General features: G+C 71.3%; 12 protein-coding genes. 6 read left to right on the top strand and 6 right to left on the bottom strand.

Translation table 11 applies throughout. The features are described 5' to 3' along the window. Window positions 1–44 precede the first annotated feature (44 nt). The 3 genes from ACIBJG_RS14645 to ACIBJG_RS14635 all read right to left on the bottom strand — a co-directional run bounded on the left by ACIBJG_RS14645 (window position 45) and on the right by ACIBJG_RS14635 (window position 3,113). Entirely contained in the window at window positions 45–857 is an 813-nt protein-coding gene (locus ACIBJG_RS14645) for an enoyl-CoA hydratase/isomerase family protein (RefSeq protein ID WP_399307845.1), read from the bottom strand. 76 nt (window positions 858–933) lie between these two features. Next, window positions 934–2,106 carry an adenylate/guanylate cyclase domain-containing protein gene (locus ACIBJG_RS14640; RefSeq protein WP_399307844.1) on the bottom strand — a complete coding sequence of 391 codons (1,173 nt, stop codon included), beginning with the start codon at window positions 2,104–2,106 and terminating at the stop codon, window positions 934–936. Window positions 2,107–2,249: 143 nt separating this feature from the next. Continuing rightward, the gene (locus ACIBJG_RS14635) at window positions 2,250–3,113 is read right to left on the bottom strand and encodes a biotin--[acetyl-CoA-carboxylase] ligase (RefSeq protein WP_399307843.1); all 864 of its coding nucleotides are present in this window, start codon (window positions 3,111–3,113) and stop codon (window positions 2,250–2,252) included. Window positions 3,114–3,270: 157 nt separating this feature from the next. On the opposite strand from ACIBJG_RS14635, the gene ACIBJG_RS14630 reads away from it, so the two are divergent. From ACIBJG_RS14630 to ACIBJG_RS14615, 4 genes are all read left to right on the top strand, one after another. Continuing rightward, a complete protein-coding gene (locus ACIBJG_RS14630; RefSeq protein WP_399307842.1) occupies window positions 3,271–4,854 on the top strand; it encodes an acyl-CoA carboxylase subunit beta in 1,584 nt (527 codons plus the stop codon). 14 nt (window positions 4,855–4,868) lie between these two features. Continuing rightward, window positions 4,869–5,072 carry an acyl-CoA carboxylase epsilon subunit gene (locus ACIBJG_RS14625; protein ID WP_399307841.1) on the top strand — a complete coding sequence of 68 codons (204 nt, stop codon included), beginning with the start codon at window positions 4,869–4,871 and terminating at the stop codon, window positions 5,070–5,072. Window positions 5,073–5,358: 286 nt separating this feature from the next. After that, entirely contained in the window at window positions 5,359–5,487 is a 129-nt protein-coding gene (gene mmpB, locus ACIBJG_RS14620) for a morphogenic membrane protein MmpB (protein WP_399307840.1), read from the top strand. A gap of 106 nt (window positions 5,488–5,593) precedes the next feature. Further along, window positions 5,594–6,211 carry a Maf family protein gene (locus tag ACIBJG_RS14615; RefSeq protein ID WP_399307839.1) on the top strand — a complete coding sequence of 206 codons (618 nt, stop codon included), beginning with the start codon at window positions 5,594–5,596 and terminating at the stop codon, window positions 6,209–6,211. 36 nt (window positions 6,212–6,247) lie between these two features. Here ACIBJG_RS14615 and ACIBJG_RS14610 read toward each other — a convergent pair whose 3' ends face one another. After that, complete coding sequence (locus tag ACIBJG_RS14610; RefSeq protein WP_399307838.1) at window positions 6,248–6,712, bottom strand: hypothetical protein; 465 nt, start codon at window positions 6,710–6,712, stop codon at window positions 6,248–6,250. 393 nt (window positions 6,713–7,105) lie between these two features. Here ACIBJG_RS14610 and ACIBJG_RS14605 point away from each other — a divergent pair, with 393 nt between their 5' ends. Further along, complete coding sequence (locus tag ACIBJG_RS14605; protein ID WP_399307837.1) at window positions 7,106–8,860, top strand: acetyl/propionyl/methylcrotonyl-CoA carboxylase subunit alpha; 1,755 nt, start codon at window positions 7,106–7,108, stop codon at window positions 8,858–8,860. Between the two features lie 171 nt (window positions 8,861–9,031). Then, window positions 9,032–9,661, top strand: a complete 630-nt coding sequence (locus tag ACIBJG_RS14600) for a TetR/AcrR family transcriptional regulator (protein ID WP_399307836.1) — start codon at window positions 9,032–9,034, stop codon at window positions 9,659–9,661. A gap of 76 nt (window positions 9,662–9,737) precedes the next feature. Here the strand turns inward: ACIBJG_RS14600 and ACIBJG_RS14595 are convergent, their stop codons facing one another. Further along, complete coding sequence (locus ACIBJG_RS14595) at window positions 9,738–10,679, bottom strand: DeoR/GlpR family DNA-binding transcription regulator (protein ID WP_399307835.1); 942 nt, start codon at window positions 10,677–10,679, stop codon at window positions 9,738–9,740. A gap of 199 nt (window positions 10,680–10,878) precedes the next feature. Further along, a complete protein-coding gene (locus tag ACIBJG_RS14590) occupies window positions 10,879–12,318 on the bottom strand; it encodes an NAD(P)H-quinone dehydrogenase (protein WP_399307834.1) in 1,440 nt (479 codons plus the stop codon). Between the last annotated feature and the right edge of the window lie 2 nt (window positions 12,319–12,320).

The following is a 12,320-nucleotide window of genomic DNA, read 5'->3' as shown; positions in this document are numbered from 1 at the left end:
TGCGCGGTGCGTCGCGAAGGCGCCACGCTGGGTAACGAATCGCATCACTCCCCCGGCCAGTTCGCCTTCCGCTTCTCGTTGAACGCGGCCACGCCCTCCGCCCGGTCGCCGGAGAAGGCCACCGAACGCCACGCGGAGTCCTCGACCTCCAGACCGGCCCGCAGATCGAGCCCGTGGCCGAGCCGCAGTGCCCGCTTGGCCGCCCGCAGCCCCACCGGGGAGTTCGCCGCGATCCGGCCGGCGAGCGCCAGCGCCTCGGTCCGGTCCTGACCGTCCGCGACCAGCTCGTCGACCAGACCCAGCTCCCGCGCCTCGGCCGCTTCCACCCGGCGGGCGGTGAAGATCAGCTCGGCGGCCCGCGCCGCCCCGACCCGGCGCGGCAGCAGCTGGGTGCCGCCGCCGCCCGGAATGACGCCGACCGACACCTCGGGCAGCCCCACCAGGGCGGTCCGGTCGGCGACGATCAGATCGCAGGACAGGGCCAGCTCGAACCCGCCGCCCAGTGCGAAGCCGTGGACCGCGGCGATCGTCGGCATCGGCAGTTCGAGCACTCCGGTGTAGGCGGCGCGCGCGGTGGGCCGCTGGCGCACCAGGTCGGCGTCCGTGAAGGAGTTGCGCTCCTTGAGGTCCGCGCCGACGCAGAAGGCCCGCTCATGGCTGGAGGTGAGGACGGTGACCCGGACGTCCGGGTCGGCGGCCAGCGCGGCGCAGGCCGCCCCGATCGAGCGGGCCATGTCCGTGGACACCGCGTTCATGGCCTTGGGCCGGTCGAGGACCAGCTCGGCAACGTGCTCCAGGCCCTCGTGGCCCCGCACGACGACGAACTCCCCGAACCGCTGCTCGGACGTGACGGTCATGATTGCACCCCTGTCGGTTAACGAGCGTTACCGGAGGGATCCTAGAGCTCTCCCACGGAGGGGGATCAGGGGGCGGTCAGGACGTGCCGCGACGGGCCAGCAGCCACGGCTCGACGATGCCGAGTCCACGCACCGGGCGCTGCCACATCGGCTGCAGCCCGTAGCGGTACTTGGGCGCGGCAGCCGGCTCCTGGCCGTCCGCGGCCTCCTTCGCGGCGGCCGCCGCCTCCTCCGCGGCCTGGGCCTCGGAGACGGGGGCGTCGCCGGTACGGGTCAGCTCCTTGGCGAACGCCCCGTCCACCAGGACGGCGTCCTTCGGCGCTATCGAGGTCAGCCGGCTGGCCAGGTTCACCGTGGTGCCGAAGACATCGCCCATGCGGGTGGTGACGGTGCCGAACGCGATGCCGACGCGCAGCGCCGGCATCGTCTCGTCCAGGGTCATCGCCTCGATGAGGCGCAGCGCGATCTCGGACGCGGTACCGGCGTCGTCTGCGGCGAAGAGGACCTCGTCGCCGAGAGTCTTGATGAGCCGGCCGCCGTGTGCGGCAACGAGGTCGGCGCAGGTGGTCTCGAAGGACTCGACGAGTTCACCGAGCTCCTCCTCCTCCAGGCGGCGGGTCAGCCGGGTGAACCCGACGAGGTCGGCGAAGCCGACGGCCAGGCGACGGTCGACCATCTCCTCGTCGTCCGCGGCCTGCACGACCCGGCCGGTGGCGGCGGCGAGCTGGCGCCGCCACACGTACACCAGGAACTCCTCCAGCTCGGGCAGGAGCAGTTCGATCAGGGGGTACGTGACCTCGGTGCGGGTCATGCCCGGCTCGGGCGGCTCGGTGAGGTCCTCCAGGAAGGAATCGATCTGCCATTCCGCCAGCCGGGCGGTGGTCTGCCCGGTCGACCGGGCCACCTGGATCGCCATCGGCTCGCTGAGCAGCCCGGCCTCGACCAGACCGGACAGCCGCCGCAGCGCCAGCACGTCGGCCTCGGTCAGCGCCTTGGCCTGGCCGATGTCGGCGAACCCCATGGCCCGCCAGAACCGGGACGCCAGGTCCATGGAGACGCCCGCGGTCCGGGCAGCCTGGAACGGGGTGTAGCGCCGGTCGGCCCCCAGGATCAGCTGTTCCAGCCGGATCGCCAGGGGATCGTCGGTCGGTTCGGCCGTGTGGTCGACTTCGTGATGCGGTGTCGCGTGGACCGAGGGGTCCGGCGGGGGCTCCGCGCCCGCGTCGGAGTTCGTGTCGTCGACGGTCACCAGCCGCCTCCTGCCCGTTCCCTACGCACTGCCCTGCCGATCTGTCGGTGGATCGCCTCAACGATACGGCAGGTGTGCCCTACCTCACGTCGTCGAGGCGTTACCCGACGGGTCGGGGCGTGCGTGCCGCTCGGAAGTGATCCTCAGGTCAGTCCACCCTCCGCGCCGCGCAGGTGCACGATGTCGCCGGCCGAGACGGGTTCCCGCAGGCCGTCGCCGGCCGAGAGGACCAGCCGGCCGTCCCCGTCGATCGCCACCGCCTCGCCGGTGAGCGTGCGGTCGCCGGGCAGCTGGGCCCGTACCGTCCGGCCGAGCGTGGCGCAGCCCGCCGCGTAGGCCTCCTGGAGGCCGCTCGCCGCCGCGTCGCCGTCGGCCGCGCGCCACTGCCCGTACCACTGCTCCAGGGAGCGCAGTACGCCCCGGAGCAGCGTTTCGCGGTCGGTGGAGACCGCGCCGGCGAGGGCGAGCGAGGCGGCGGTGGGGGCGGGCAGCTCGTCCGCCCGCAGGGAGACGTTGAGGCCGATGCCGATGACGACGCCGTCGCCGGCCCGCTCGGCGAGGATGCCGCCCGTCTTGCGCTCCTGGCCGTCGACCGTGACCAGGAGGTCGTTGGGCCACTTCAGCGCCGTGTCGACGCCCGCCGACCGCGCCAGACCGGTCGCCGCGGCGACGCCCGCCAGGAGCGGCAGCCAGCCCCACCGCTGCACCGGCACGGCGCCCGGCGTCAGGTAGACGGAGAAGAACAGGCCGGAGCGGGCCGGCGCGGTCCAGGTGCGGTCCAGGCGGCCGCGGCCGGCGGTCTGCTCCTCGGCGACCAGGACGGTGCCTTCGGTGAGGGAGGCCGCGCGCCCGGCGAGGTCGGAGTTGGTGGAACCGGTGCTGTCGACGACGTCGAGGGCGGTCCACAGCCCGCCCGGCCGCAGCAGATCACGGCGCAGCGCGGGAACGTTCAGGGGCGGCCGGTCCAGGTCCGACCAACGGCTCTGTGGCGCATCCGAGGGTGTCATGCAAGCCACCCTAGGTGTGTCAAACGACGCACTGCCGAACGGTATCCGCGCCGATACGCTACGGATCAGTAGCCGTCAGCGCTGCGGGCCGTCAGCCGTTCATCCGCTGATCAGCAGCACAGTCGTCCCCCGTGACCAGGCAGGGAGCCGCCACCCGATGTCCGAGCCGGAAGAGATCGACATCCACACCACCGCGGGCAAGCTCGCGGACCTGCAGCGCCGTATCGACGAGGCGACCCACGCGGGCTCCGCGCGCGCGGTGGAAAAGCAGCACGCGAAGGGCAAGTTGACCGCGCGCGAGCGCGTCGATCTCCTGCTCGACGAGGGTTCCTTCGTGGAGCTGGACGAATTCGCCCGGCACCGCTCGACGAACTTCGGCATCGAGAAGAACCGGCCGTACGGGGACGGTGTCGTCACCGGGTACGGCACGGTCGACGGCCGCCCCGTCTGCGTGTACTCGCAGGACTTCACCATCTTCGGCGGCTCGCTCGGCGAGGTCTACGGTGAGAAAATCGTCAAGGTGATGGACTTCGCGCTGAAGACCGGCTGTCCGGTCATCGGCATCAACGACGGCGGCGGTGCCCGCATCCAGGAGGGTGTCGCGGCGCTGGGCCTCTTCGCGGAGATCTTCCGCCGCAACGTGCACGCCTCGGGTGTGATCCCGCAGATCTCCCTGATCGTCGGCCCGTGCGCCGGCGGCGCGGTCTACTCCCCCGCGATCACCGACTTCACGGTCATGGTCGACCAGACCTCGCACATGTTCATCACCGGACCCGACGTCATCAAGACGGTCACCGGCGAGGACGTGGGCTTCGAGGAGCTCGGCGGCGCCCGTACGCACAACACCACCTCGGGTGTGGCGCACCACATGGCGGGTGACGAGAAGGACGCCATCGAGTACGTCAAGTCGCTGCTGTCGTACCTGCCGTCGAACAACCTCTCCGAGGCCCCGGCCTTCCCGGAGGAGGCGGACCTGGCGACCACCGACGAGGACCGTGAGCTCGACACGCTCATCCCGGACTCGGCGAACCAGCCGTACGACATGCACACCGCGATCGAGCACGTGCTGGACGACGGCGAGTTCCTGGAGACCCAGGCCCTGTTCGCGCCGAACATCCTCACCGGCTTCGGCCGGGTGGAGGGCTACCCGGTCGGCATCGTCGCCAACCAGCCGATGCAGTTCGCCGGTTGCCTGGACATCAACGCGAGCGAGAAGGCCGCACGGTTCGTCCGCACGTGCGACGCGTTCAACGTGCCCGTGCTGACCTTCGTCGACGTGCCGGGCTTCCTGCCGGGCGTGGACCAGGAGTACGGCGGCATCATCCGCCGCGGCGCCAAGCTGATCTACGCGTACGCGGAGGCGACCGTCCCGCTGATCACGGTGATCACCCGCAAGGCGTTCGGCGGCGCGTACGACGTCATGGGCTCCAAGCACCTGGGCGCCGACATCAACGTCGCCTGGCCGACCGCGCAGATCGCCGTCATGGGCGCGCAGGGCGCGGTCAACATCCTGCACCGCCGCACGATCGCCGCCGCCGAGGATCAGGAGGCGACCCGCGCCGCACTGATGGCGGACTACGAGGACGCGCTCCTCAACCCGTACGTGGCGGCGGAGCGCGGCTACGTCGACGCGGTGATCATGCCGTCAGAGACCCGGGCCCATGTGGTGAAGGGGCTGCGGCAGCTGCGGACGAAGCGGGAGTCGCTGCCCCCGAAGAAGCACGGCAACATCCCCCTCTAGAAAGGGTCCTGGCCATGATCAAGGTCGTACGGGGCAACCCGACCCCGGAGGAGCTCGCCGCCGCCCTGGCGGTGGTCCGGGCGCGCGCCGCGGCGTCCGCCGTGTCGTCCGGCGCGCCGGAGCTGCCCGCACAGTGGTCCGACCCGGCCGGTCTGGCCCGGCGCGGCCGCCACCTGCCGGGACCGCGCGCCTGGGCGCGTACGTACTGGCCCGGCTAGGGCGTGTTTCGAAAGTAGCGCCGTCCGCCCGGAGGGCGGGCCGGGCGGCGTCTGGTGCGTGCGATCGCAAGGCGCCAGGAAGTCCTCGTAGCGGAGCTACCAGGGCTTTTCGGCAACGCCGCGAGCAATGGGGTCTCCCCTGCTCGAGCGAAGCCGAGAGCTCGGGAAGTGCCAGACGCCGCCCGGCAGGCGGGACTTTCGAAACACGCCCTAGTAGTGACGCGTGTGGCGGCGGTTGAGTACGCGTACTCAGGCGCCGCCACGGTCCGCACCGCAGGATCGGATCATGCTGTGGTCCGATCCCGAGAACAAGCCGCCGAAGGAACTGCGCGACGCCCAGGACATGCTCCGGCGCGCGGGACTCGTCCTCGCGCTGGCCATGGTGATCGCGATGTTCGTCCTGGGCGCCCTCTGACCGGCTTCAAGCCCGTGCGGCCCTTGAAGCCCCTCCGGCGATTGAGGAGCGGGGTTCCGGGGGCAGCGCCCCCGGGTGCGGCACGCCCGTGCGGCTCATTTGTACGATGGCCCGCATGACCGACCCCGCGCCCCGCCGCCTCGTACTCGCCTCGAAGTCACCCGCCCGTCTCGCCCTGCTGCGGCAGGCCGGTTTCGCGCCCGAGGTGATCGTCAGCGGGGTCGACGAGGACGCGCTGAGCGCCCCCACACCGGCCGAGCTCGCGCTCGTCCTGGCCCGGGCCAAAGCCGCGGTCGTGGCCGGGCTGCCGGAGGCCGCGGGGGCGCTCGTCATCGGCTGCGACTCGGTGCTCGAACTCGACGGCGAGGCCCTCGGCAAGCCGGCCGACGCCGAGGAGGCCACGACCCGCTGGAAGTCCATGCGGGGGCGCTCCGGGGTCCTGCGGACGGGTCACTGCCTGACCGACACCGCGAGTGGGCGCACCGCCTCCGCGACCGCGTCCACGACGGTCCGCTTCGGGGAGCCGTCGGATGCCGAGATCGCCGCGTACGTGGCCTCCGGCGAGCCGCTGCACGTCGCGGGCGCCTTCACCCTCGACGGGCGCTCGGCGCCGTTCGTGGACTCCATCGACGGCGACCCGGGCAATGTCATCGGGCTCTCGCTGCCGTTGCTGCGACGGCTGCTGGGCGAGCTCGGGATCCAGGTCACCGACCTCTGGGTCTGAGAGCCTGTCGGGCCGGGGCCGGGGCCAGGGCCAGGGTCAGGCGGGGGCGGGGGCCGGAGCCGTCGGCTGCTCGGGCTCGGCACCGGCGGCCGGCTTCTCGTCGTCGGGGCCGTACGCCACCAGCGTCAGCACGATCAGGCCGAGCACCACCATCATGAGGGCGAACGCCGACCAGCCCACCAGACCGACCGTCAGCGCGCCCAGCACGCCGTGGACGACGGCGCAGCCGATGAGGACGATCCGGGCGACGCGGCCCGGGGCCCGGTCGCGGATGCCGGCCAGCAGGAGCAGCACGCCGCACAGGACGAGGAACAGACCCGAGACGCCACCCAGCACCCAGGTCCCCTTGGACATGAGAGCGGGATCGGTGCCCGCCAGGGACATGTCCTGGTTCTTCACGACCGTTCCCAGGACCACGTTGATGATCACGATGCCCACGGCTTCCGCGAACAGCACGAGCGCGGCTATGAAAGCCACCGGCCTGCGCACCACGGCGCTCACCCCCTGTTACCTGCAGTACGTGCGATAGCGCGGACCCTACTAACCGGTAACGCTCCGGACAAGGGGTTCCGCAACCCCTTCACGCCCCCGTCCCTTCCGGGCTCGCACCCCACTTGTGCGGGCCCTCGTGCGTCGGGCAAAGAATTACGCGCCGCTTAGTAGGAAGCCCACAAAGAAACACCGGGAGTCGCTGCCCGTGCCGACAGAGACCTGGACCACACCTCGTGGCTACTGTGCGGTCAAGGTCTCCGGCGTACCGTGGTGCCACAAGGGATTTCGCGACTCGAGCAAGCCTCGAATCACACTCCGTGTGGGCAAGCTCACCATTGGGGACGGGTCGTAGGACCGTGTCGGTTGTCCCTAAACTCAGCTTGTTTCAAGGAGGGAGCCATCGTGCGCAAGGTGCTCATCGCCAACCGTGGCGAAATTGCTGTCCGTGTTGCCCGTGCTTGCCGGGACGCGGGAATCGGGAGCGTGGCCGTCTACGCAGACCCGGACCGCGACGCTCTGCATGTGCGTGCGGCCGACGAGGCATTCGCGCTGGGCGGTGACACCCCGGCCACCAGCTATCTGGACATGGCCAAGGTGCTCCAGGCGGCCAAGGACTCCGGGGCGGACGCGATCCACCCGGGTTACGGCTTCCTGTCGGAGAACGCCGAGTTCGCCCAGGCCGTGCTCGACGCCGGTCTCACGTGGATCGGCCCGCCGCCGCAGGCGATCCGGGACCTCGGTGACAAGGTCGCCGCCCGCCATATCGCCCAGCGCGCCGGCGCCCCGCTCGTCGCGGGCACCCCGGACCCGGTCGAGGGTTCCGCCGAGGTGGTCGCCTTCGCCGAGGAGCACGGGCTGCCGATCGCGATCAAGGCCGCGTTCGGCGGTGGCGGGCGCGGACTGAAGGTCGCGCGCACGCTGGAGGAGATCCCTGAGCTGTACGACTCCGCCGTCCGTGAGGCCGTCGCCGCGTTCGGGCGCGGGGAGTGCTTCGTGGAGCGCTACCTCGACAAGCCGCGGCACGTGGAGACCCAGTGCCTGGCCGACTCCCACGGCAACGTGGTCGTCGTCTCCACCCGTGACTGCTCGCTCCAGCGCCGCCACCAGAAGCTGGTCGAGGAAGCGCCCGCGCCCTTCCTGTCCGAGGCGCAGAACGCGGAGCTGTACGCGGCGTCCAAGGCGATCCTGAAGGAGGCCGGCTACGTCGGCGCCGGCACGGTCGAGTTCCTGGTCGGCACGGACGGCACGATCTCCTTCCTGGAGGTCAACACCCGCCTCCAGGTGGAGCACCCGGTCACCGAGGAGGTCACCGGCCTCGACCTCGTACGCGAGATGTTCCGCATCGCCGACGGCGAGGAGCTCGGTTACGACGACCCGGCCGTGCGGGGTCACTCCTTCGAGTTCCGGATCAACGGCGAGGACCCGGGCCGCGGCTTCCTGCCCGCCCCCGGCACCGTCACCGTGTTCGCGCCGCCGAGCGGCCCCGGTGTCCGCCTCGACGCGGGCGTCGAGTCCGGCTCGGTCATCGGCCCGGCCTGGGACTCCCTGCTGGCCAAGCTGATCGTGACCGGTGCGACGCGTGAGCAGGCGCTCCAGCGCGCGGCCCGCGCGCTGGCCGAGTTCAACGTCGAGGGCATGGCCACCGCCCTCACCTTCCACCGTGCGGTCGTCGTCGACCCGGCGTTCACCTCCGACCCGTTCCGCATCCACACCCGCTGGATCGAGACGGAGTTCGTCAACGAGATCAAGCCGTTCGCCGCTCCGGCCGACGCGGAGGCGGACGAGGAGTCCGGCCGCGAGACGGTCGTCGTCGAGGTCGGCGGCAAGCGCCTGGAGGTCTCGCTGCCCTCGTCGCTGGGCATGAGCCTGGCCCGTACGGGCCTCGCGGCGGGCGCCAAGCCCAAGCGCCGTGCGGCGAAGAAGTCCGGCTCGGCGGTCTCCGGCGACACCCTCGCCTCCCCGATGCAGGGCACGATCGTGAAGATCGCGGTGGAGGAGGGCCAGGAGGTCAATGAAGGCGATCTGATCGTCGTCCTGGAGGCCATGAAGATGGAGCAGCCGCTCAACGCCCACCGCGCCGGCACGATCAAGGGACTGGCCGCCGAAGTCGGCAGCTCGGTCTCCTCCGGTGCGGTCATCTGCGAGATCAAGGACTGATCCCCGCGGCAGCTGTTCCCACCTGTTCCACCGGCGCCCCGCTCATGTCGTACGACGTGACCGGGGCGCCGGTCATGGCGGGGACGGTCCGGCCGTCCGGCGTTACGGAGGACACCTCCGGTTGTGCGGTGGCATCCTGGACCCCGGGGCGGACACAGGGAGGACTGCGCAATGGCGATGAGTACGGCACGGACACCGGTCCACACGCCGGACCGGCCCATGCGCGCCGACGCGCGCCGCAATTACGACCGGCTGCTGGCCGAGGCCCGGGACTCCTTCGCCGAGCACGGCACCGACGCGTCCCTGGAGGACGTCGCGCGACGGGCGGGCGTGGGCATCGGCACGCTGTACCGGCACTTCCCGACCCGGCACGCGCTGATGAGCGCCGTGTTCCAGGAGGCGGTGGCCTCCCTGATCACCCGCTCCCGCGAACTGGCCGCGGCGGAGCAGCCGTGCACCGGCCTGGTGGAGTGGCTGGGCGCGCTCATCACTCATGCGGGTGAGTACCGGGGGCTGGCGCAGGCACTCATGTCGACGTGCCGGGACGAGACCTCGGCCCTGTCGCCGTGCAACGTGCCGTTGCGCGAGGCGGGTTCGGTGCTGCTGACCCGGGCTCAGGCGAGCGGGTCGGTGCGGTCCGAAGTGTCGATCGGCGACCTGATGCAGCTGACGAACGCGATCGCGCTGGCCGCGGAGCAGTCACCGGACGATCCGGAACTGGCGGAGCGGTTGCTGGCGCTGACGCTGCGGGGGTTGAGCAGTTCGGGACCTTCCGGCCCACCCAGCCCCTCCGGCGTTTGAGGAGCGGGGGCCCGGCAAACCAAGCCCCTCCGGCGACTGAGGAGCGGGGGCCCGGGGGCGGAGCCCCCGAAACCCGCTACCGCCGACGCAGGTCCGCCACCCGCGCCCGCTCCCCCTGCTCCGCCAGCACCGCCCCCCGCAACTGCTGCGCATGCGTGCGCCGCTGCCCCGGCAGCGGCGCGTCACGACGGGCGGACCGGCCGGGCGGGAGGGAGTCCGCGGACGATGCTCCCCCCGCGGCACCCGCCACCGCGATCTGCACTCCCTGGTCCGCCAGGGCCTGCAGTTCCGCGGCCGCCCGGTCGTCGTGCGCGGCCGGTTCGTCCGTCACCAGACGGGTGATGAGATCCGTCGGCACGGTCTGGAACATGGTGTCGGAACCGAGCTTGGTGTGGTCGGCGAGGACCACCACCTCCCCCGCGGCCTGCACCAGCGCCCGGTCCACGCTCGCGGAGAGCATGTTGGACGTGGAGAGTCCGCGTTCGGCGGTGAGCCCGCTCCCGGACAGGAAGGCGCGCGAGACCCGCAGCCCCTGGAGCGACTGCTCGGCCCCACTGCCCACCAGGGCGTAGTTGGAACCGCGCAGGGTGCCCCCGGTCATCACCACTTCCACCCGGTTGGCATGGGCCAACGCCTGGGCGACGAGCAGCGAGTTGGTGACCACGGTCAGACCGGGGACCCGCGCGAGCCGGCGGGCCAGCTCCTGCGTGGTCGTACCGGCGCCGACCACAATGGCCTCGCCTTCTTCGACGAGGCCGGCGGCCAGGTCGGCGATGGCCGTTTTCTCCGCGGTGGCGAGATGGGATTTCTGCGGAAAGCCGGACTCCCGCGTAAAACCGCCCGGCAAAACCGCACCGCCGTGCCGGCGGTCGAGGAGTCCTTCTGCCTCCAGTGCCCGCACGTCCCGCCGTACGGTCACTTCGGAGGTCTGGACGACGCGGGCGAGCTCACGGAGCGATACCGCCCCGTTGGCACGCACCATTTCGAGGATCAACTGACGACGTTCTGCAGCGAACACAAAACTGACAGTAACGTGACCGCCCGAGCGTTTTCAGCTGTTTGCGCCGAATAACAGAAGTTGTACACACAAGGGGCCACCAAGTGGTATAGGCGGCCCCGTTGTTGTTCCGTACTGATCGAACGGCGGTCGGCGGACCGCCTGAGTTGCCGGGAGTTGCCGGGGAATGCCGGATTCCCCGGGGCTCCCCCGCAGTCGGCTACGCCTCGCCCGCCTGCTTCCGGGTGTGCAACTGCCGGGCCACTTCAGCGATCGATCCCGACAGGGACGGATACACAGTGAAGGCGTTTGCGATCTGTTCCACGGTCAGATTGTTGTCGACCGCGATCGAGATGGGGTGGATCAGCTCGCTCGCCTTCGGCGCGACGACGCAGCCGCCGACCACGATGCCGGTGCCGGGCCGGCAGAAGATCTTGACGAAGCCGTCCCGGATCCCCTGCATCTTGGCGCGCGGGTTGCGCAGCAGCGGGAGCTTGACGACCCGGGCGTCGATCTTGCCCGCGTCGACGTCGGCCTGGCTGTAGCCGACCGTGGCGATCTCGGGGTCGGTGAAGACGTTCGAGGAGACCGTCTTCAGGTTCAGCGGGGCCACCGCGTCGCCGAGGAAGTGGTACATCGCGATCCGGCCCTGCATGGCGGCGACCGAGGCGAGCGCGAAGATCCCGGTGACGTCACCGGCCGCGTAGACGCCCGGCGCGCTGGTGCGGGAGACCTTGTCGGTCCAGATGTGGCCCGAGTCCTTCAGCCGGACCCCGGCGTCCTCCAGGCCCATGCCGGCGCTGTTCGGGATGGCGCCGACCGCCATCAGGCAGTGCGAGCCGGTGATGACCCGGCCGTCGGCGAGGGTCACCTCGACCCGGTCGCCGACCCGCTTGGCGGACTGGGCGCGGGAGCGGGCCATCACGTTCATGCCGCGGCGCCGGAAGACGTCCTCCAGGACGGCCGCCGCGTCGGGGTCCTCGCCCGGCAGCACGCGGTCCCGGGACGAGACGAGGGTGACGCGGGAGCCGAGCGCCTGGTAGGCACCGGCGAACTCCGCACCCGTCACACCCGAGCCGACCACGATGAGCTCCTCGGGGAGCTCGTCGAGGTCGTAGACCTGGGTCCAGTTCAGGATCCGCTCGCCGTCGGGGAGCGCGTCCGGGATCTCCCGGGGGTGGCCGCCGGTGGCGATCAGCACGGCGTCGGCGGTGAGCGTCTCCTCCGTGCCGTCGGCCGCGGTGACGACGACCTGGCGCGAGCCGTCGGCGGCCTGGAGGCCCTCCAGACGGCCGCGTCCACGCATCACCCTGGCGCCCGCACGGGTGACGGATGCGGTGATGTCATGCGACTGGGCGAGCGCCAGGCGCTTCACCCGTCGGTTGACCTTGCCCAGGTCGACGCCGACCACGCGCGCCGCCTGCTCTATGTGCGGAGTGTCGTCCGCGACGATGATGCCGAGCTCCTCGTACGAGGAGTCGAAGGTGGTCATCACCTCTGCCGTCGCGATCAGGGTCTTCGAGGGCACGCAGTCGGTGAGTACGGACGCGCCGCCGAGGCCGTCACAGTCGACGACGGTCACCTCCGCGCCGAGCTGGGCGCCCACCAATGCCGCCTCGTACCCGCCGGGTCCGCCGCCGATGATCACGATCCGGGTCACGA

Source organism: Streptomyces sp. NPDC050422 (assembly GCF_044458665.1).
In the GTDB taxonomy this organism is placed as follows: Bacteria; Actinomycetota; Actinomycetes; order Streptomycetales; family Streptomycetaceae; genus Streptomyces.
Note: the sequence above shows the minus strand (reverse complement) of the source record. Positions and strands in the feature narration are given on the sequence as shown.

Bases quoted from the DNA above. Each gene is read 5' to 3' on its own strand.
- ACIBJG_RS14645 (WP_399307845.1), bottom strand. From the start codon at position 857: ATGACCGTCACGTCCGAGCAGCGGTTCGGGGAGTTCGTCGTCGTGCGG.
- ACIBJG_RS14635 (WP_399307843.1), bottom strand. From the start codon at position 3,113: ATGACACCCTCGGATGCGCCACAGAGCCGTTGGTCGGACCTGGACCGG.
- ACIBJG_RS14630 (WP_399307842.1), top strand. From the start codon at position 3,271: ATGTCCGAGCCGGAAGAGATCGACATCCACACCACCGCGGGCAAGCTC.
- ACIBJG_RS14625 (WP_399307841.1), top strand. From the start codon at position 4,869: ATGATCAAGGTCGTACGGGGCAACCCGACCCCGGAGGAGCTCGCCGCC.
- mmpB (WP_399307840.1), top strand. From the start codon at position 5,359: ATGCTGTGGTCCGATCCCGAGAACAAGCCGCCGAAGGAACTGCGCGAC.
- ACIBJG_RS14615 (WP_399307839.1), top strand. From the start codon at position 5,594: ATGGCCCGCATGACCGACCCCGCGCCCCGCCGCCTCGTACTCGCCTCG.
- ACIBJG_RS14600 (WP_399307836.1), top strand. From the start codon at position 9,032: ATGGCGATGAGTACGGCACGGACACCGGTCCACACGCCGGACCGGCCC.